This is a genomic window from Pseudomonas sp. GW821-FHT09C10 (assembly GCF_059418085.1).
Genome location: NZ_JBWKPE010000010.1, coordinates 101,905 through 122,846, shown reverse-complemented (window position 1 = coordinate 122,846; position 20,942 = coordinate 101,905). Strand labels below are relative to the sequence as shown.

Here is a 20,942-nt window from a genome sequence, read left to right as displayed (position 1 = left end):
ATTAACCATCGATTAATTTTGCCCTGGCTGACAAAACCTTCATCCAAGCTGCTGGCGATACGGCAAGTCCGGCCCGGTCTTGCCGCACGTCAGTGCCGCCGCGCGGATGGCGAAGCCGAGCATGGCGTCGATCTGCGCGCGGGTCAGTTGTTGCAGGCCTTCCACCGAGTCCAATTGGTGCTCGGTCAGCCAGGCAATCAATGCGGCCTGGAAGGTATCCCCGGCACCCACGGTATCCGCCATCACCACGCGCTGTGCCGGTTGCGACCAGGTGCCATGCTGACGGCTGAACACACTGGCGCCATCGCCGCCACGGGTGAGGAACACCAGCTGGCAACGGTGTTGCAGCCAGCCCTGCAGCACGCTTTCCGGCGACTGGCCGGGGTAGAGCAGGTGCAGGTCTTCGTCGCTGACCTTGATCAGGTCGGCATGCTTGGCCAACTCGGCGACACGGTCGCGCCACAGTTGGATATCCGGCTGCGGATTAAGGCGCACGTTGGGGTCGAGGCTGATCAGGCGCTTGCCGCTTTCGCGCTGGACCAGGTTCAGCAGAGTGTCGCCGATCGGTTGCACCACCAGCGAGAACGAGCCGATATGCAGGCCGCGAATATCAGGCCCCAGCTCCGGCAGGTGGGCGACTTCCAGCAGTCGGTCGGCGCAGCCTTCACCCCGGAAGTTGTACTGCGGTGAACCATCGGCGCCCACGGCGACCATCGACAAGGTGGTCGGCGCGGCGAACTCCACCAGGAACTGCTCGCTGACGCCTTCATCCCTGAGCACCTGCAACAGCCGGCGCCCGAGGAAGTCGCTGGACAGGCCGCCGAACAGCCCGGCCTCGACGCCCAGGCGGCGTAAACCCACCGCGACGTTGAACGGTGAACCACCGGCAATTGCCTTGTAAGTGACCTTGGAGGCCTGCCCGCTGGCATCTTCCTCGCTGAAAAAATCAAACAGCGCTTCACCACACACCAGATACATAGTCGTTCGCTCTTAAAGGGTTGCCACGTGCTGTTGATAGCGTTCGTAAGCCAGTTGGTAGGCGCTGACATTGGCCGCCACCGGTAGGGTACGGCTGGCGAGGTCGACGCTCACGCATTTGTCGCACAGGCTGGCCAGGGACTCGCCGGACTGGCTCCACGCCGCCTGGATCGCCGCGCCCAGGGCGGCGGCTTCGCTTTGTTCGGTACAGATCACTTCGGTATTCATGATATCGGCGACCATCTGCCGCCACACCGGGCTTTTCGAACCACCGCCGATCAGGCGGATGCTCTGGCTTTGCAGGCCGGTGTGGCGTAGCAGGTCGAGACCGTAGCGCAGGCCGAAGGTGGTGCCTTCGACTACGGCGCGGCACAGGTTGGCACGGGTCAGGTTGGTCATGGTCAGCCCATGCAGGCTGCCGGTGGCGTGGGGCAGGGCGGGTACGCGTTCGCCGTTGAGGAACGGCAGCATGCTGACGCCATCGGCGCCAATCGGGGCTTGCTCGACCAGTGTGTTGAAGGCGTTGAGGTCCAGCTCGAACAACTCGCGAATCACCCCGGTAGCGTTGGTCAGGTTCATGGTGCAGATCAACGGCAGCCAACCGCCGCTGGACGAGCAGAAGGTAGCGACCGACGCCTGGGGGCTGACATTGGGCTGGTCGGCGAAGGCATACACGGTGCCGGATGAGCCCAGGCTCATGGTGATCACGCCGGGGGCGATATTGCCCGTGCCGATGGCGCCCATCATGTTGTCGCCGCCGCCGCTGGACACCCTGGCATTGGGGTTGATGCCCAGGCGTTCGGCGATGGCCGGCAGGATCGTGCCTACGCTTTGATCGGCTTCGATCAATGTCGGCAGCGCAGCTTCGAGACGGCCGCTGGGGTCGATGTGCTTGAGCAGCGCCATATCCCAGGTGCGGGTGCACACGTTGAAGTAACCGGTGCCCGACGCATCGCCGTATTCCGCGACCGCGCGGCCGGTGAGCCAGTAGTTGAGGTAGTCGTGGGGCAGCAGCACATGGGCGATGCGCGCGAACACATCCGGGTGCTGCTCGCGGGTCCACAGCAGTTTCGACACGGTGTAGCCCGGCGCAATCGCCACGCCCAGGCGTTCCAGCGAGCCGCTTTCGCCGCCCAGGTAGGCCAGCAGGCGCTCGTTCTCCGGCGCGGTTTCGGTGTCGCACCACAGCTTGGCCGGGCGCAGCACCTGGCCGCTGTCATCGAGCAACACCAGGCCGTGCTGCTGGCCGGATACGCCGATGCCGAGGATGTCCTGGCCGTCCACGCCGGCCTGTTGCAAGGCGCGGTGGGTGGCTTCGGTAAAGGCGTCCAGCCATTCCTGGGTGTGCTGCTCGCGACGGCCATTGGCGCCGCTGATCAGGGTGTGCGCGGCGGCGCCCAGGCCCAGCACCTTGCCGCTGGACGCGTCGAGGACGATGGCCTTGGTGCCTTGGGTGCCGCAGTCGATGCCGAGGAACAGGTTTTGCTGGGTCATGAGGGTGTGCTCAGCAGTGTTATTTTTTTGGATTGGCAACCGGTCCAGTGTGGGAGGGGGCTTGCTGTGGTGAGTGGGGCTTGTCCCCCGACGGGTTCACCACTGATTTGTGGGCTGCTTCGCAGCCTGGCGCGGGGCAAGCCCGCTCACCACAGCAAGCCCACACCACAGCAAGCCCCCTCCACATTTAAGCCAGTTTCTTCAGGAGGTTTTGTAGGGTTTCGGTGACGCCGTTATCACGCAGGCTCCCATAGCACCGCTCGAACGCTGCCACAAACTCAGGCGAGTTGGGAATAGCCGTGCCAAAAATCTCTTCCACTCCCAGCAGTCGCTGGCTGATCGACGCCTCGTCACTCACCAGCCCCTGGCAGAATTCCGCACGTGGGTCGGGGATTTTATAGCTCACGCCATTCTCATCCACGCCCTTCAAATACAAGGCCCAGGCCGCAACGACCAGCGCCGCACGCTCGGTCTCACGGCCGTCGGCAATCAGGCGGTTGATGGTCGGCACGGTGAACTTGGGAAACTTCGACGAGCCGTCCGAACACACCCGTTCCAGCTGGTCGGCAATCGCCTGGTTGGAGAAGCGGTCCACCAGGGTCTGCTTGTAGTCGGTCAGGTCGATGCCCGGTACCGGCGCCAGATTTGGCGTGACGTCGAGGTCCATGTAGGCGCGCATGTAGGCCACGAACAGCGGGTCGTTCATGGTCTCGTGCACAAACCGATAGCCCTTGAGAAACCCCAGGTAGGTCAGGGCCAGGTGGCTGCCGTTGAGCAGGCCGATCTTCATCTCTTCATAGGGCGTCACATCGTCGGTGAACTGCACGCCGACCTTTTCCCACGCCGGGCGGCCGTTGACGAATTTGTCTTCCAGTACCCATTGCACAAAGGGCTCGCAGACCACCGGCCAGGCATCGTCGATGCCGTGTTCATCGTGCAGTTGCAGGCGGTGGGCGGTGCTGGTCATCGGCGTGATGCGGTCGACCATGGCGTTCGGGAAGCTCACATGGGCCTTGATCCAGTCATGCAGCTCGGCATCGTGCAGGGCGGCGAACGCCAGCAGCGCCTTGCGCGTGACGGCGCCGTTGTGCGGCAGGTTATCGCAGGACATCACGGTAAACGCCGGGATGCCGGCCGCGCGGCGCTGGGTCAATGCCGCGCAGATAAAACCGAACACGGTTTTTGGCGACGACGGATGAGCCAGGTCGTGCTGGATCTGCGGCAGGTGGGCCATGAATTCGCCGTTGCTGTCGTCGATGCAGTAGCCGCCTTCGGTGATGGTCAGCGAGACGATGCGAATGGCGGGGCTGGCCAGTTTGTCGATCAATGCCTGGGCGCCGTCTTCGGCCAGCAGCATGTCGCTGATCGCGCCGATCACGCGCACTTCGGTGTCGTCGGTGTCGCCCAGTTCGTACAGGGTGAACAGGTAGTCCTGGCCGGCCAGGTCATCGCGGGCCTTGCGGTCCTCGCTGCGCAGGCCGACGCCGCAGATGCTCCAGTCCAGGCCCTCGCCGGTGTTCATCAGTGCATCGGTGTAATACGCTTGGTGCGCGCGGTGGAAGCCGCCGACGCCGATATGGGCGATGCCCTGGGAGGTACTCGCAATGGCGTAGGCCGGCAGTTTGATTTCCGGCGCCAGTTGGGTGAGGTTCTGTTTATTCAGTTTCATCACAAATCTCGCAAATCAGGCGGCAGCGCGCAGTGGACGGGCCACAGCCACGCCGTCGGTGTCGAACAGATGGCAGTGCGCCGGGTCCAGGTGCAGGTGCAGCGTCTCGCCATACTGGCTGGCCATGTCGCCGCGAATCCGCATGGTCAGCGGCTCGCCGTTCGAGGTGATGACGTGGCAGAAGGTGTCGCTGCCCAGGCGCTCGCCGACGTCGGCGGTGACGGTCAGGGTGGTTTGCCCAGGTGACGCGATTTCCAGGTGCTCCGGACGAATGCCCAGGGTCACCGCACTGCCCACGCTCAGGCTGGCGCCGCTCAACGGCAGGCTGATCAGTGTGCCGGCGTCCAGCTGCACCTCACAGCCCTGGCCGTCGACGCGGGTGACCTTGCCCTTGAGGAAGCCCATTTTCGGCGTGCCGAGAAAACCCGCCACAAACAGGTTGGCCGGCTGGTGGTACAGCTCCAGCGGCGAGCCGACCTGCTCGATACGCCCGCTGTTCAACACGACCACCTTGTCGGCCAGGGTCATGGCTTCGACCTGGTCGTGGGTCACGTAGATCATGGTCGCTTGCAGCTCTTTGTGCAGGCGTGCCAGTTCCAGGCGCATCTGCACGCGCAGGGCGGCGTCGAGGTTGGACAGCGGTTCGTCGAACAGGAAGATCTTCGGGTTGCGCACAATCGCCCGGCCAATCGCCACACGCTGGCGCTGACCACCGGAGAGTTGCTTGGGCTTGCGCTCCAGCAGCGGGCCCAGTTCGAGGATGCGCGCCGCTTCGTTGACCTTGCTCTCCACCCGCTGCTTGTCGACGCCGGCCAGGTCCAGGGCAAACGACATGTTTTTGCGCACGCTCATATGCGGGTACAGGGCGTAGGTCTGGAACACCATGGCCAGGTCGCGCTTGGCCGGGGTCACTTCGGTGATGTCGCGGCCATCCAGTTCGATGGTGCCTTCGGTGACTTCTTCCAGGCCGGCGATCAGGCGCAGCAGGGTGGACTTACCGCAGCCCGACGGGCCGACGAAGACCACGAATTCCTTGTCGTTCACTTCCAGGTCGATGCCTTTGATGATCGAGAAACCTTCGAAGCCTTTTTGCAGATTCTTGATTTTGAGGTTGGCCATGATGGGCCCTCCGCTAGAAATTATTATTTAACTGCGCCGAAGGACAAACCGCGCACCAGCTGTTTCTGGCTGATCCAGCCAAAGATCAGGATCGGCGCGCAGGCCAGGGTCGAGACGGCAGACAATTTGGCCCAGAACAAGCCTTCGGGGCTGGAGTAGGAGGCGATCAGCGCGGTCAGGGGCGCTGCGTTGGACGAGGTCAGGTTCAACGACCAGAAGGCCTCGTTCCAGCACAGGATCAGCGACAGCAGCACCGTGGAGGCCAGGCCGCCCTTGGCGATCGGCAGCAACACCCGGACCATTTCCTGCCACAGCGTGGCGCCGTCCAGGCGCGCGGCTTCGAGGATGTCCTTGGGGATGTCCTTGAAGTAGGTGTAAACCATCCAGACCACGATCGGCAGGTTGATCAGGGTGTAGATGATGATCAGCGCGATGCGCGTGTCCAGCAGGCCAAAGCTCTTGGCCAGCAGGTAGATCGGCATCAGCACGCCCACGGGCGGCAGCATCTTGGTGGAGAGCATCCACAGCAGCGTGCTCTTGGTGCGTTTGGTTTCGTAGAACGCCATGGAGTAGGCGGCCGGCACCGAAATCAGCAGGCACAGGGCGGTGGCGCTGAATGAAATCAGCACCGAGTTCCAGGCATAGCTGAAGTAGTTGCTGCGCTCGTTGATGTGCAGGTAGTTCTCCAGGGTCGGCGTGAAGATGAACTGCGGCGGCGTGGCGAACGCGTCGATTTCGGTCTTGAAGCTGGTCAGCACCATCCAGAAGATCGGGAAGAAGATCAGGATCGCGATGGCCCAGGCCAGGGTGCCGAGCAACAGGCTTTGCAGGCGGCGGGATTGTTGAAGCGTCATGGCGCGGCCCTCAAGGCTTGTCAGTCAGGTTTTTGCCGATCATCCGCACCAGGATGATCGCCGCGATATTGGCGATGACCACGGCGATCAAGCCGCCGGCCGAGGCCATGCCCACGTCGAACTGCACCAATGCCTGGTTGTAGATCAGGTAGGCGAGGTTGGTCGAGGCGTAGCCGGGGCCACCGTTGGTGGTGGTGAAGATTTCGGCGAACACCGAGAGCAGGAAGATCGTTTCGATCATCACCACCACGGCAATCGGGCGGGCCAGGTGGGGCAGGGTCAAGTGCCAGAAAATCGCGATGGCGCCGGCACCGTCCAGGCGTGCGGCTTCTTTCTGTTCCTGGTCGAGGGACTGCATGGCGGTCATCAGCAGCAGGATGGCGAACGGCAGCCATTGCCACGACACAATGATGATGATCGACAGCAGCGGATAGTGCGCCAGCCAGTCCACCGGCTCGGCGCCGAAGAACTTCCACACGGCGGCGAGAATCCCCGACACCGGGTGGAAAATCAGGTTCTTCCAGATCAGCGCACCGACGGTGGGCATGATGAAGAACGGCGAAATCAACAGCACCCGGACGATGCCACGCCCCAGAAACTCACTGGCCTCCAGCAGCGCACTGATCAACACGCCGAACACCACGCTGATCAGCAGCACGCTGCCCACCAGCAACAATGTATTGGTGGCGCCGGGCAGGAAGCCCGAGTCGGTGATGAAGTAGGTGAAGTTCTCCAACCCCACGAATTGGTTCTCGCCGGGGTAGAGCAGGTTGTAGCGGATCAGTGAAAAGTACAGGGTCATGCCCAGCGGCACGATCATCCACAGCAGCAGCAGGGCGACCGAGGGCGTGACGAGGAACCAGCCGGGGTTGGCCAGGCGGTTTTTGGCGGATGTATTCATGATAATCAAGGCCAGTCAGGTACAGGTGCGCAAAACCCCTGTAGGAGCGAGCTTGCTCGCGAAGGTATTTCAGGCGCATTGCGGCGTCGGATGTACCTTTTTCGCGAGCAAGCTCGCTCCTACAGGATCGGGGGTTACTTGGGGTAACCGGCCCGCTTCATTTCCCGCTCGGTGGTGGTCTGCGCCGCAGTCAATGCCGCATCGACCGTCTGCTGACCGGTCAGCGCACCCGAGAAGAACTTGCCGACCTGGGTGCCAATCGCCTGGAACTCGGGAATGGTCACCAACTGGATACCGATATACGGCACCGGCTTGAGGGTCGGTTTGGTCGGGTCGGCGACTTTCAGCGATTCCAGGGTCACCTTGGCGAACGGCGCGGCGTTCATGTACTCGTCGCTGTAGGTCGACTTGCGCGTACCTGGCGGCACGTTGGCAACACCGTCGGTCTTGGCGACCAAGGCACCATATTCCTTGGAAGTGGCCCAGCTGGTGAACACCTTGGCGGCGTCCTTGGCCTTGGAACTGGTCGGGATCGCCAGGCTCCAGGAGTACAGCCACGACGTGCCTTTGTCGGTTTTTTCGTGGGGGGCAAAGGTGAAGCCCACATGGTCGGCCACTTTGCTTTGGGTCTTGTCGGTGACGAACGAGCCGGCGACGCTGGCATCGACCCAGATCGCGCACTTGCCGCTGTTGAACAGCGCCAGGTTTTCGTTGAAACCGTTGCTGGAAGCACCCGGCGGGCCGGATTTCTTCATGTTGTCGACGTAGAAGTTCAGCGCGTCCTTCCACTCGGGGCCGTTGAATTCAGGCTGCCACTTTTCATCGAACCAGCGCGCACCGTAGCCGTTGGCCAGGGTGGTGATCAGCGCCATGTTCTCGCCCCAACCGGCTTTGCCGCGCAGGCACAGGCCGTATTGCTCTTTGCTCTTGTCGGTGAGCTTGGCCGCGAATTCGCCGATCTGGCTCCAGGTCGGGTGCTCGGGCATGCTCAGCCCGGCGTCCTTGAACAGGTCGGTGCGGTAGTAGGTGATCGAGCTTTCCGCATAGAACGGCAGGGCGTACAGCGAACCCTTGACGGACAGACCGTCACGCACGGAAGGGAATACATCGTCGAGGTCGTAGGACGCCGGCAGGTCCTTCATCGGCTCCAGCCAACCCTTGGCGCCCCAGAGTGCGGCTTCGTACATGCCGATGGTCAACACATCGAACTGCCCGCCCTGGGTGGCGATGTCAGTGGTCAGGCGCTGGCGCAGCACATTTTCTTCCAGCACCACCCAGTTCAGCTTGATCTCCGGATGCTCGGCCTCGAAGGTTTTCGAGAGCTTCTGCATGCGGATCATGTCGCTGTTGTTGACGGTGGCAATGGTCAGGGTTTGCGCGCCAAGGCTGACGGCGCTGAGGGTCATACAGGTACAGGCAAGCAGAGCTTTTGCTGTGAACTTCATCGCGCACTCCATTTCCGCGCCCAGGGGCTACGGAAGGACAGTTATTGTTGTTGTGTCTTCCTACAGGGAGTCAGGAAGAGTGTGCGTTGATTACAGCCTTCAAATGGGGTTGTGACAAATCCTTGGGAACACTTGGACTGATACTTTTTTGCACTCGATGATCGTGCCCATGCTTACCTGGGAACGATCTCCATTAGGCCAGGTTCTGCTCGGTCAAGCGTTGTACCGCCAGGCGGCGGTAGTGAGAGGGGGTCATACCCTTGAGTTGCTGAAAGCGCCGGTTGAAGTTGGAGATGTTGTTGAAGCCCGACTCGAAACACACGTCCGTCACGGCTTTATCACCGTCAGCCAGCAATTCGCAGGATTTGCTGATGCGCAGCCGATTGACGAATTCGATAAATGTGCGCCCGGTCGCCTGCTTGAACACCCGGGAAAAGTACGTCGGCTTCATCCCCAGGTGTTCCGCCACTTCCTCAAGGGGCAACTCGCGCGCGTAGTGGGCAAAAATGTAGTCCACCGCGCGGTTGGTGCGGTCGATGCTGTGTTCATCCGCCAATTGCGGCGTGGTGACGCCGGACAGCAGCTGGTAGTCCTCACAGCTGCTCAACACTTCCAGCAGGATAAAGAAATGCCCCAGGCGCGCCATACCCTGGGCGTCTTCGATACGTTGCATCAGGGTCATGGCCTGGGCGATGGTTTTTTTGCAGCGGAACTCGATGCCGGACTGCGCGCGCTCCAGCAACGGTGCCAGCATTTTCAGTTCGGTAAAAATGTGGCTGCCCTGCTCGAACAGCTCATCGGTGAAGTTCACCAGCATGTCGCGCTTGGGCACCACTTCGTCTTCCTCCACCTGGCTGATCCAGTTGTGGGGCAGGTTGGGCCCTGTGAGGAACAGGCTTTCCGGATAGAAGTTGCCGATATAGTCGCCAATAAACACCTTGCCGGAACTGGCGACGATCAGGTGCAGTTCGTATTCCTTATGGAAATGCCAGCGCACCAGCGGGCAGGGGAAACCATGCTGGCGATAGATGATGGACAGACCGTTGTGATCGTCCATCAGCTCGTAGGAAGGGTCGGTGATTCGCGTTGCTCGGGTCATGCTGCCGTCGCTTTATTGTGGTTGCTGCTTGGGATAATGCCCCCTCGCGCATGACCTCGCCAGCGCCGCGGTTTACAGACTGCGGTTTTTCGCCTCGATCCACTGGGACATGTACTGCGTACTTTTATGCGCATGGTGGCGCAGCATGCTGCCGGTGAAGTTGCTGCGGCGATGGGCGGCGAGGTGGCTGCGGCAGTGTTGCAGGCACTCCACCAGTGCAGGCCCGTGGACAGTGCGGTCATACCGGCCGGCAATCAGTTGGCGCCCATCCTGCTGGGCCTGGGTCCAGCGTTCGCGATCCTGGTAGAGCGCCACGGCCGCGGCCGCCAGGGCTTCGGCGCATTGCTCGATGGCGCCGGGCCATGGCCGCTCATCGCCCATGGCCTCCGCGCCGATGGGGGTAGTGATGTTGGGCGTGCCGCAGAGCATCGCATCGGCCAGCTTGCCCTTGATACCCGCGCCAAAGCGCAGGGGCGCCAGGCAGATGCGCGCGGCGCTCATCACTTGCAGGGCATCTTCGGCCCAGTTCATCACATGAAAGCCCTGCGCCGGGTTGTGCAGGGCGGTGGCCTTGGGCGGGGTGTAGGCGCCGTAGATATGCAGCTGGGCACCGGGCAATTGCTGGCGAATCAGTGGCCAGACGCTGTTCTTCATCCACAGTACGGCGTCCCAGTTCGGCGCATGGCGGAAGTTACCGATGCTGAGGAAGTGCGCACGCTCTTCGAACGGTACGAAGGCCTCGGTTGGCGGCGTCATCATCAGCGGGCACCAGTGGAGCAGGGCGGCGGGCAGCTTGAACTGTTCGGTGAGCAGGCGGATTTCCACGTCGGAGATCATCAGGCTGATGTCGCAGCGGTAAATCGCGGCGATTTCGCGCTTGGCCAGGTCGGTGTCGGCCATCAGTTGGAATTCCTCCTCCAGGGCCGGGGCGAACAGCGCGCTGAAGTCGTCGCTGCCCGGCTGGGCCTTGAGGTGCGCCTTGAGGCGCTGCTGACGGGCGTCGCGCAGGCTTTGCAGGTCGGAGGTTTCCAGCACGCGCAGGGCGTCGGGGCAACACTTCTCCACGCGCCAGCCAAACTGTTCTTCCATCATGAAACGGTCGAACAGCACGATATCCGGGGCCAACTCGCGGACAAAATCGTCAAAGCTGCTGTTATTGAGCTCGATCGCGCATTCGGCGATGCCCAGCGCCAGCAGGTCGGCCTTGTGCTCGCCCAGTGCAGCCGGGCTGCTGAAGGTAATATCCCAACCTTGCGTAAGAAAAGTTTCGAGAATCTGCATCATGTGCCCGCCCGCGGCCGAGGAACGGGGCTCCGGCCAGACATAACCAATGACCAGGACTTTGGTGGCGGGCTGATTCATCGACAACGGTTTCCTTGGAGGGCAGGCGCAAAGCGCGCAATTAAACCACAACCGTGTGGCATGACAATTTGTGTCTGGCGGTAGGTAGCCACGGTACTTTGTGGTTAACTTCCGCCTCTCGAATTCGTTTAACCAAAACCCAGCATAAGGATTCTGTTCATGGCTCAAGTCACTCTTCGCGGTAACCCTGTCCAGGTTGAAGGCGAATTGCCGAAAGTCGGCTCTGAAGCAGCAGACTTCACCCTGACCGCCGGCGACCTGTCGGATGCAACCCTGGCTACCTTTGCCGGCAAGCGCAAAGTGCTGAACATCTTCCCAAGCGTCGACACCCCGACCTGCGCCACGTCGGTACGCAAGTTCAACGCCCAGGCCAACGAGCTGGACAACGCCGTCGTACTGTGCATCTCCACCGACCTGCCATTCGCCCAGGCGCGTTTCTGCGGCGCCGAAGGCCTGGAAAACGTGAAGAACCTGTCGGACTTCCGTGACCCTGGTTTCGCCGTCGATTACGGCGTAGCGATTACCGATGGCCCGCTCAAGGGCCTGACCGCCCGTGCGGTCGTGGTACTGGACGAAAACAACACCGTGCTGCACAGCGAACTGGTTTCGGAAATCGGCCAGGAGCCGAACTACGAAGCTGCCCTGGCTGTTTTGAAGTAACTGTTGCGGCGCGTTACTGTCGTTTTGCAGTAACACCCGTAAGACATGATTGCGGCCTGGCCTAGTCCAGGCCGTTTTCATTTGTGGCTCAGACGTTTAGCGAAATAGCCTGCAGACTAAGCCGCAGAAGTTAAAAGTTGTAAGCCCAAGGTAAATAGCCGGTAAAGGCGCTTTTCTTAACGCGCTCCAGTGCTTATCTTTCAGCCTCCCGAAGAAGAAGCTCTCGCGCCCAATGGTTGATCACTCCATGCAATCCTCCCCCCGCAACTCCCGCCGCTGGCTGTTCGGCCTGCTCGTGCTGCTGGTTATCGCCGGCCTGTGCTGGAAATTCTGGCCAGGCGGCGCCGCCCACAAAGACGCACCGGCCGGGCATACCGGTAAAACCGGCATGGCGCGCCCAGGGTTCGGCGGGTCCACCGGCCCGGTACCGGTGCGTGTAGCGCCGGCGGTGCTGGGGGAGTTCCCGGTGTACTACAAGGCCTTGGGCACGGTCACCGCGCTCAATACCATCAATGTGCGCAGCCGGGTGGGGGGCGAGCTGGTCAAGATCGCCTTTGAAGAAGGGCAGATGGTCAAGGCCGGCGACCTGCTGGCCGAGATCGACCCGCGCAGCTACCAGAATGCCTTGCTCCAGGCCCAGGGCACGCTGATGCAGAACCAGGCCCAGTTGAAAAACGCCCAGGTCGACGTGCAGCGTTATCGCGACCTGTACGCCCAGGACAGTATCGCCAAGCAGACCCTGGACACCGCCGAAGCGCTGGTCCTGCAATACCAGGGCACGGTCAAGACCAACCAGGGCGCGGTAGACGACGCCAAGCTCAACCTCGAATTCACCAAGATCCGCGCACCGATCAGTGGCCGTGTAGGCCTGCGCCAGGTCGACGTGGGCAACCTGGTGGCCGCCAATGACACCACCTTCCTCGCGGTGATCACCCAGACCCAACCGATCAGCGTAGCCTTCACCCTGCCGGAAAACACCCTGGAAACCGTGCTCGCCCGTTATCACGCCGGTAACAAGCTGCCCGTGGAAGCCTGGGACCGTGGCGACGTCAAGCGGCAGGCCACCGGTGTGCTGCAAAGCCTGGACAACCAGATCGACGTCACCACCGGCACCCTGAAATTCAAGGCGCGTTTCGATAACAAGGACCAGGCGCTGTTCCCCAACCAGTTCGTCAATGTGCATCTGCTCGCCGATACCTTGCACAACGTGGTGCTGGCGCCATCCGCCGCGATTCAGTTCGGCAACACCGGCACCTTTGTCTACAAGCTCGATGGCGACAAGAAGGTCAAGGTCCAGCCGCTGGTGGTGGGTGACACCGATGGCGACAACACCGTGATCAAGGAAGGCCTGGTCGCCGGCGACCGCGTGGTGCTGGAAGGCACCGACCGCCTCAAGGACGGCAGCGAGATCGAAGTGGTCAACGACAGCAGCGAAGTGCCGACCACCCCCACCGAACACCTGCAAGGCAAGCCTGCGGCTAAAGGGGAGACTGGCGCCAACGCCGGCAAGGCGCAAAAGGTCGGTTCATGAACCTGTCGCGGCTGTTTATTCTTCGCCCGGTCGCCACCACGCTGAGCATGCTGGCGATTGTTTTGGCCGGCATTATTTCCTACCGCTTGTTGCCGGTCTCGGCGCTGCCCCAGGTGGATTACCCGACGATCCGGGTGATGACCCTGTACCCCGGCGCCAGCCCCGATGTGATGACCAGCGCGGTCACCGCGCCCCTTGAGCGCCAGTTCGGGCAGATGCCCGGCCTGACCCAGATGGCGTCCACCAGTTCCGGCGGCGCCTCGGTGCTGACCCTGCGTTTCAACCTCGACATCAATATGGATGTCGCCGAGCAACAGGTGCAGGCCGCGATCAACGCCGCCACCAACCTGCTGCCCAAGGATTTGCCGGCGCCGCCGGTGTACAACAAGGTCAACCCAGCGGATACCCCGGTGCTGACCCTGGCCATTACCTCCAAGACCATGCTGCTGCCCAAGCTCAATGACCTGGTCGACACGCGCATGGCGCAGAAGATCGCGCAGATCAGCGGCGTCGGCATGGTCAGCATCGCCGGTGGCCAGCGCCAGGCCGTGCGTATCAAGGTCAACCCCGAAGCCCTGGCGGCCAACGGCTTGAACCTCTCCGATGTGCGCACCCTGATCGCCGCGTCCAACGTCAACCAGCCCAAGGGCAACTTCGACGGCCCCACGCGGGTGTCGATGCTCGATGCCAACGACCAGTTGGTGTCGCCCCAGCAATACGCCGAGCTGATCCTGGCCTATAACAATGGCGCGCCTCTGCGCCTCAAGGATGTGGCACAGATCGTCGACGGTGCGGAAAACGAACGCCTTGCCGCCTGGGCCAATGAAAACCAGGCCGTACTCCTCAATATCCAGCGCCAGCCGGGCGCCAACGTGATCGAGGTGGTCGACCGCATCAAGGCGCTGCTGCCGAGCATCACCGACAACCTGCCGGCCGGCCTCGACGTGACGGTGCTGACCGATCGCACCCAGACCATCCGCGCCTCGGTCACCGATGTGCAGCACGAATTGCTGATCGCCATCGCTCTGGTGGTGATGGTGACGTTCCTGTTCCTGCGGCGGGTCAGCGCCACGATCATTCCGTCGATTGCCGTGCCGCTGTCGCTGGTGGGCACCTTCGGGGTGATGTACCTGGCCGGGTTCTCCATCAATAACCTGACGCTGATGGCCCTGACCATTGCCACCGGTTTCGTGGTGGACGATGCCATCGTGATGCTGGAGAACATTTCCCGCTACATCGAGGAAGGCGAGACGCCGCTGGCCGCTGCGCTCAAGGGCGCCAGGCAGATCGGCTTCACCCTGATTTCCCTGACCCTGTCACTGATCGCCGTATTGATCCCGCTGCTGTTCATGGCTGACGTGGTGGGACGGCTGTTCCGCGAATTTGCCATCACCCTGGCGGTGGCGATCCTGATTTCCCTGGTGGTGTCCCTGACGCTCACGCCGATGATGTGCGCGCGTTTGCTCAAGCGCGAGCCCAAGGAAGAAGAACAGAGCCGGTTCTACAAGGCCAGCGGCGCCTGGATCGATTGGCTGATCGAAGCCTACGGGCGCAAGTTGCAATGGGTGCTCAGGCACCAGCCGCTGACCCTGTTGGTGGCCATTGCGACCCTGGGCCTTACGGTGGTGCTGTACCTGGTGGTGCCCAAGGGCTTTTTCCCGGTGCAGGACACCGGGGTGATCCAGGGTATTTCCGAAGCGCCGCAGTCGATTTCATTCGCCGCCATGAGCCAGCGCCAGCAGGAACTGGCGCAGATCATCCTCACCGACCCGGCGGTGGAAAGCCTGTCGTCCTATATCGGCGTGGATGGCGATAACGCCACCCTCAACAGCGGCCGCTTGCTGATCAACCTCAAGCCCCACGGCCAGCGCGACTTGAGCGCGGCCCAGGTGATCACGCGCCTGCAACCGCAGATCGACAAGCTGGTGGGCATCCGCCTGTTCATGCAGCCGGTGCAGGACCTGACCATCGAAGACCGTGTCAGCCGCACCCAGTACCAGTTCAGCATGTCCTCGCCGGACGCCGACCTGCTGGCCCTGTGGAGCGGCAAGCTGGTGCACGCACTGAGCCAGATGCCGGAACTCACCGACGTCGCCAGCGACCTGCAGGACAAGGGCCTGCAGGTGTACCTGGTGATCGACCGCGATGCGGCCTCGCGCCTGGGCGTCAGTGTGTCGACCATCACCGATGCCCTGTATGACGCGTTCGGCCAGCGGCAGATTTCCACCATCTACACCCAGGCCAGCCAGTACCGCGTGGTCTTGCAGGCCCAGTCGGGGGAAACCCTGGGCCCGGCGGCGCTGAACCAGATCCATGTGAAGACCACCGACGGCGGCCAGGTGCGCCTGTCCAGCCTGGCCCATGTGGAACAGCGCCAGGCGCAGTTGGCGATTGCGCATATCGGCCAGTTCCCGGCGGTGATGATGTCGTTCAACCTGGCCCCCGGCGTTGCCCTGGGCAAAGGTGTGGAGCTGATCAACCAGGCGCAGAAGGACATCGGCATGCCGGTGGGCGTGCAGACCCAGTTCCAGGGCGCGGCCCAGGCGTTCGAAGCGTCGCTGTCGAGCACCTTGCTGCTGATCCTGGCAGCGGTGGTCACCATGTACATCGTGCTGGGTGTGCTCTACGAGAGCTATATCCACCCGATCACCATTCTCTCGACCTTGCCCTCGGCCGCGGTGGGGGCCTTGCTGGCCTTGCTGCTCAGTGGCAATGACCTGGGCATGATCGCGATCATCGGCATCATCCTGCTGATCGGTATCGTCAAGAAGAACGCGATCATGATGATCGACTTCGCCCTCGATGCCGAACGCAACCAGGGCCTGGACCCGCAGACCGCGATCTACCAGGCGGCGCTGCTGCGCTTCCGGCCGATCCTGATGACCACCCTGGCCGCCCTGTTCGGTGCAGTGCCATTGATGCTGGCCACCGGCTCCGGTGCCGAACTTCGCCAGCCCCTGGGCCTGGTGATGGTCGGCGGCCTGCTGGTGAGCCAGGTGTTGACGCTGTTCACCACGCCGGTGATCTACCTGTATTTCGATCGCCTCGGCCGCCGCTGGCGCAAAGAGCCGCAAAGCCTGGAGCCGGTTGAGTCATGAACCTGTCCGGACCTTTCATTCGCCGGCCGGTAGCGACCCTGCTGCTGAGCCTGGCGATCATGTTGCTGGGCGGGGTCAGCTTCAACCTGCTGCCGGTGTCGCCGCTGCCGCAGATCGATTTCCCGGTGATCGTGGTCTCGGCCAGCCTGCCCGGCGCCAGCCCCGAGGTGATGGCCTCCACGGTGGCCACGCCGCTGGAGCGTTCCTTCGGCGCGATTGCCGGCATCACCACCATGAGCAGTTCGTCGAGCCAGGGTTCCACCCGGGTGATCCTGGCGTTCGACTCCGACCGTGATATCAACGGCGCCGCGCGGGAAGTGCAGGCGGCTATCAATGCCTCGCGCAACCTGCTGCCCAGCGGCATGCGCAGCATGCCCACCTACAAGAAGATCAACCCGTCCCAGGCGCCGATCATGGTGCTGTCGCTGACCTCGGACGTGTTGCAGAAGGGCCAGCTGTACGACCTGGCCTCGACCATCCTCTCCCAAAGCCTGTCCCAGGTGCCGGGGGTGGGCGAAGTGCAGATCGGCGGCAGCTCCCTGCCGGCGGTGCGTATCGAGCTGGAACCCAAGGCCCTCGACCAGTACGGCGTGGCCCTGGACGACGTGCGCAACACCATCGCCAATGCCAACCAGCGCCGGCCCAAGGGCTCCCTGGAAGACAGTGAGCGCAACTGGCAGATCCAGGCCAACGACCAGTTGGAAAAGGCCAAGGACTACGAGCCGCTGCTGATTCGCTACCAGGACGGCGCCGCACTGCGCCTCAAGGATGTGGCGAAGATCAGCGACGGCGTCGAAGACCGCTACAACAGTGGCTTCTTCAACAACGATTCGGCGGTGCTGCTGGTGATCAACCGCCAGTCCGGCGCCAACATCATCGAGACCGTCAGGCAGATCAAGGCGCAACTGCCGGCGTTGCAGGCGGTGCTGCCGTCCAGCGTCAAGCTCAGCCTGGCCATGGACCGCTCGCCGGTGATCACCGCGACCCTGCATGAAGCCGAGATGACCCTGCTGATTGCGGTGGGCCTGGTGATCCTGGTGGTGTACCTGTTCCTCGGCAACTTCCGCGCCTCGCTGATTCCAACCCTGGCGGTGCCGGTGTCGCTGGTGGGCACGTTCGCGATCATGTACCTGTACGGGTTCTCACTGAACAACTTCTCGCTGATGGCGCTGATCCTGGCCACCGGCCTGGTGGTGGACGATGCCATTGTGGTGCTGGAGAACATTTCCCGGCATATCGACGCGGGCGTGCCGCCGATGAAGGCCGCTTACCTGGGCGCCGAGGAAGTCGGTTTTACCTTGCTGTCGATGAACGTATCGCTGGTGGCGGTGTTCCTCTCGATCCTGTTCATGGGCGGGATCGTCACCAACCTGTTCCGCGAGTTTTCCATCACCTTGTCGGCGGCGATCATCGTGTCGCTGATCGTGTCGCTGACGTTGACGCCGATGCTCTGCGCCCGTTGGCTCAAGCCCCACGTGAAAGGGCAGATGACCGGCCTGCAGCGCTGGAGCCAGAAGATCAACGACCGCATGGTGGCCGGCTACGCCACCAGCCTGGACTGGGTGCTGCGCCATCGCCGCCTGACCCTGCTCAGCCTGCTGCTGACTATTGGCGTGAACGTGGCGCTCTACGTGGTGGTCCCGAAGACCTTTATGCCGCAACAGGACACCGGCCAATTGATCGGCTTTGTGCGCGGGGATGACGGCCTGTCGTTCAGTGTCATGCAGCCGAAGATGGAAATCTTCCGCAAGGCGGTGCTCAACGACCCGGCGGTGCTCAGCGTGGCCGGCTTTATCGGCGGCAACAACGGTACCAACAACGCGGTGATGCTGGTTCGCCTCAAGCCCATCAGCGAACGCAAGGTGTCCGCCCAGGCGGTGATCGAGCGCCTGCGCAAGGATGTGCCGCTGGTGCCGGGCGGGCGTCTGTTCCTGATGGCCGACCAGGACCTGCAGTTCGGCGGCAGCCGTGACCAGACCAGCGCGCAGTATTCCTACATCCTGCAAAGCGGCGACCTGGCCGCGCTGCGCCTGTGGTACCCGAAAGTGGTCGCGGCGCTGCGTGAGCTGCCGGAGCTGACCGCCATCGACGCCCGCGAAGGCCGAGGCGCGGCCCAGGTCACGCTGATTGTCGACCGTGACCAGGCCAAGCGCCTGGGCATCGACATGGACATGGTCACCGCGGTGCTCAACAACGCCTACAGCCAGCGGCAGATTTCCACCATCTACGACAGCCTCAACCAGTACCAGGTGGTGATGGAGGTCAACCCCAAATATGCCCAGGACCCGATCACCCTCAACCAGATGCAGGTGATCACCTCCAGCGGCGCGCGGGTGCCGTTGTCGACCATTGCCCATTACGAGAACAGCCTGGCGGACGACCGCGTCAGCCATGAAGGCCAGTTCGCCTCGGAGAACATCGCCTTCGACATGGCCCCCGGGGTCACGGTGGAGCAGGGCACGGCGGCCATCGAGCGGGCGATTGCCAAGGTCGGCCTGCCGGAAGATGTGATCGCCAAGATGGCCGGCACCGCCGATGCCTTTGCGGCCACGCAGAAGGGTCAGCCGTTCATGATCCTTGGCGCGCTGGTGGCGGTGTACCTGGTGCTGGGCATTCTGTATGAGAGCTACATTCACCCGCTGACGATCCTCTCGACCCTGCCGTCGGCCGGTGTCGGCGCGATGCTTGCCATCTACCTCACGGGAGGGGAGTTCAGCCTGATTTCGCTGCTCGGCCTGTTCCTGTTGATCGGGGTGGTGAAGAAGAACGCGATCCTGATGATCGACCTGGCGTTGCAGCTGGAGCGCAACGACGGCCTGGGCCCGCTGGAATCGATTCGCAGCGCCTGCCTGTTGCGTCTGCGGCCGATCCTGATGACCACCCTGGCGGCCATCCTCGGCGCCTTGCCGTTGCTGCTGGGCACCGGCGATGGCGCGGAGATGCGCCATCCCCTGGGCCTGACCATCATCGGCGGCCTGATTTTCAGCCAGGTCCTGACCCTCTACACCACCCCGGTGGTTTACCTCTATCTCGACCGCGCGCGCCACCGCTTCAATGCCTGGCGCGGCGTGCGTACCGATGCTGCCCTGGACACTGCGCTATGACCGATTCAACCTTTGCCAAATTGGCCATGACCCGGGGTTCCCGTGTTGCGAGCCTGGTGCTTTGCGGCGCACTGCTCAGCGCTTGCGCCGTCGGCCCCGATTACCATCGCCCGCAAGTCACTGAACCCGCGCAGTTCAAGGAGGCCCAGGGCTGGCGCCAGGCCGCGCCGAGTGATTCCCTGGCCCGTGGCGCCTGGTGGGAGCTGTACGGCGATCGCCAACTCAACGACCTGGTGCTGCGCCTGAATAATTCCAACCAGACCGTGGCCCAGGCCGAAGCGCGTTTTCGCCAAGCCCAGGCCCTGGTGCGCAGCTCACGCGGGGCGTTTTACCCCAGTGTCGACCTGAGCGCCGGTAAAACCCGCGCCAGCCAGGGCACCGGCAGCAGCAGCGCCAGCCTCAGCAGTTCCAGCAGCGGGATCCGTGACACCCTCAATGCGCAGCTCGGCGTGAGCTGGGAAGCCGATATCTGGGGCAAGTTGCGCCGTGGCCTGGAGGCCAACGAGGCCAGTGCCGAAGCCAGCTCGGCGGATTTGGCCGCGATGCGCCTGAGCCAACAGTCGGAACTGGTGCAAAGCTACCTGCAACTGCGGGTCATGGACGAGCAGACCCGCCTGCTGCAAGCCACGCTGGACACCTACCAGCGCTCCCTGCAAATGACCGAAAACCAGTACCGCGCCGGTGTCTCCGGCAAGGACGCGGTGGCCCAGGCGCAAACCCAGCTCAAGACCACCCAGGCCAGCCTGATCGACCTGATCTGGCAACGCGCTCAACTGGAAAACGCCATCGCCGTGTTGATCGGCGAGGCACCGGCCAACTTCAACCTGGCGGTGAGCAAGGACATCCCGGCCCTGCCGCAGATTCCGGTCAGCCTGCCGTCGCAATTGCTTGAACGGCGCCCGGACATCGCCTCGGCCGAACGCTCGGTGATCGCCGCCAACGCCAATATCGGCGTAGCCAAGGCCGCCTATTACCCGGACCTGACGCTGAGCCTGGCCGGTGGCTATTCCAGCAGCACCTATGCCGACTGGATCAGCCTGCCGAACCGCTTCTGGTCGGTAGGGCCGAAACTGGCCATGACCCTGTTCGACGGCGGCCAACGCTCGGCGGAAGTCGATCGCACCGTGGCGTCCTACGACGAAACCGTGGCCAAGTACCGCCAGACCGTGCTCGACGGCTTCCGTGAAGTGGAAAACTACATGGTCCAGCTCAAGGTGCTGGAAGACGAGGCGGTGGTCAGCAACGAAGCCCTCGAGGCCGCCCGAGAATCGCTGCGCTTGACCCAGAACCAGTACAAGGCCGGGCTGATTGCCTATTTGGATGTGGTGACGGTCCAGGCCACGGCGCTGAGTAACGAGCGCACCGTGTTGACCCTGTTGCAGAGCCGCCTGGTGGCCAGCGTGCAACTGATCGCCGCGCTGGGCGGTGGCTGGGATGGGCAGACGCCGATTGCCGAGAAGGATTGATCGATCGTTCCCATGTGCGTGGGAACGCAGTGTGTGGGTAATTTCAGTCAGTAGATTGGCGTCAAATTGCCACTAATGGCCCTCTGATAATTAATCAACTGTCCAAGAATTATTCTCGCTACAATCGCCCGCTTTGCCACTTGGCACGGGCGTTTCGGGTCC

The 20,942-nt window shown here is 62.7% G+C and carries 14 protein-coding genes; 5 read left to right on the top strand and 9 right to left on the bottom strand.

The genetic code is table 11. The features are described from left to right. Window positions 1-39 precede the first annotated feature (39 nt). The 9 genes from AC07OT_RS19530 to AC07OT_RS19490 all read right to left on the bottom strand — a co-directional run bounded on the left by AC07OT_RS19530 (window position 40) and on the right by AC07OT_RS19490 (window position 10,921). Window positions 40-978: a carbohydrate kinase family protein gene (locus AC07OT_RS19530; protein ID WP_495108821.1), complete on the bottom strand. Its 939-nt coding sequence runs from the start codon at window positions 976-978 to the stop codon at window positions 40-42. A gap of 12 nt (window positions 979-990) precedes the next feature. Beyond that, window positions 991-2,472, bottom strand: coding sequence for a xylulokinase (gene xylB / locus AC07OT_RS19525; RefSeq protein ID WP_495108820.1), 1,482 nt, complete (start codon window positions 2,470-2,472; stop codon window positions 991-993). A gap of 187 nt (window positions 2,473-2,659) precedes the next feature. Next, the gene (locus AC07OT_RS19520) at window positions 2,660-4,141 is read right to left on the bottom strand and encodes a mannitol dehydrogenase family protein (protein ID WP_495108819.1); all 1,482 of its coding nucleotides are present in this window, start codon (window positions 4,139-4,141) and stop codon (window positions 2,660-2,662) included. A gap of 15 nt (window positions 4,142-4,156) precedes the next feature. Continuing rightward, on the bottom strand, window positions 4,157-5,260 hold the full coding sequence (locus AC07OT_RS19515; RefSeq protein ID WP_495108818.1) for an ABC transporter ATP-binding protein: 1,104 nt from the start codon (window positions 5,258-5,260) through the stop codon (window positions 4,157-4,159). A 23-nt stretch (window positions 5,261-5,283) separates the two neighbouring features. Then, the gene (locus AC07OT_RS19510; RefSeq protein ID WP_027606403.1) at window positions 5,284-6,114 is read right to left on the bottom strand and encodes a carbohydrate ABC transporter permease; all 831 of its coding nucleotides are present in this window, start codon (window positions 6,112-6,114) and stop codon (window positions 5,284-5,286) included. A 10-nt stretch (window positions 6,115-6,124) separates the two neighbouring features. Continuing rightward, window positions 6,125-7,015, bottom strand: a complete 891-nt coding sequence (locus AC07OT_RS19505) for a carbohydrate ABC transporter permease (protein ID WP_051429369.1) — start codon at window positions 7,013-7,015, stop codon at window positions 6,125-6,127. Between the two features lie 134 nt (window positions 7,016-7,149). Next, window positions 7,150-8,460, bottom strand: a complete 1,311-nt coding sequence (locus AC07OT_RS19500) for an ABC transporter substrate-binding protein (RefSeq protein ID WP_495108817.1) — start codon at window positions 8,458-8,460, stop codon at window positions 7,150-7,152. Window positions 8,461-8,653: 193 nt separating this feature from the next. Next, window positions 8,654-9,559, bottom strand: coding sequence for an AraC family transcriptional regulator (locus AC07OT_RS19495; protein ID WP_065941271.1), 906 nt, complete (start codon window positions 9,557-9,559; stop codon window positions 8,654-8,656). Window positions 9,560-9,631: 72 nt separating this feature from the next. Continuing rightward, the gene (locus AC07OT_RS19490; protein ID WP_495108816.1) at window positions 9,632-10,921 is read right to left on the bottom strand and encodes a glycosyltransferase; all 1,290 of its coding nucleotides are present in this window, start codon (window positions 10,919-10,921) and stop codon (window positions 9,632-9,634) included. A gap of 159 nt (window positions 10,922-11,080) precedes the next feature. On the opposite strand from AC07OT_RS19490, the gene tpx reads away from it, so the two are divergent. The 5 genes from tpx to AC07OT_RS19465 all read left to right on the top strand — a co-directional run bounded on the left by tpx (window position 11,081) and on the right by AC07OT_RS19465 (window position 20,780). Next, window positions 11,081-11,581 carry a thiol peroxidase gene (gene tpx, locus AC07OT_RS19485; protein WP_495108815.1) on the top strand — a complete coding sequence of 167 codons (501 nt, stop codon included), beginning with the start codon at window positions 11,081-11,083 and terminating at the stop codon, window positions 11,579-11,581. Window positions 11,582-11,813: 232 nt separating this feature from the next. Then, window positions 11,814-13,112 carry an MdtA/MuxA family multidrug efflux RND transporter periplasmic adaptor subunit gene (locus AC07OT_RS19480; RefSeq protein ID WP_495101579.1) on the top strand — a complete coding sequence of 433 codons (1,299 nt, stop codon included), beginning with the start codon at window positions 11,814-11,816 and terminating at the stop codon, window positions 13,110-13,112. After that, a complete protein-coding gene (locus tag AC07OT_RS19475; RefSeq protein WP_065927846.1) occupies window positions 13,109-16,210 on the top strand; it encodes an MdtB/MuxB family multidrug efflux RND transporter permease subunit in 3,102 nt (1,033 codons plus the stop codon). The genes AC07OT_RS19480 and AC07OT_RS19475 overlap by 4 nt, the downstream gene beginning before the upstream one ends. Beyond that, on the top strand, window positions 16,207-19,314 hold the full coding sequence (locus tag AC07OT_RS19470) for an efflux RND transporter permease subunit (protein WP_108574322.1): 3,108 nt from the start codon (window positions 16,207-16,209) through the stop codon (window positions 19,312-19,314). The genes AC07OT_RS19475 and AC07OT_RS19470 overlap by 4 nt, the downstream gene beginning before the upstream one ends. After that, the gene (locus AC07OT_RS19465) at window positions 19,311-20,780 is read left to right on the top strand and encodes an efflux transporter outer membrane subunit (RefSeq protein ID WP_495108814.1); all 1,470 of its coding nucleotides are present in this window, start codon (window positions 19,311-19,313) and stop codon (window positions 20,778-20,780) included. Before AC07OT_RS19470 ends, AC07OT_RS19465 begins: the two co-directional genes overlap by 4 nt. The last annotated feature ends 162 nt before the right edge of the window (window positions 20,781-20,942 follow it).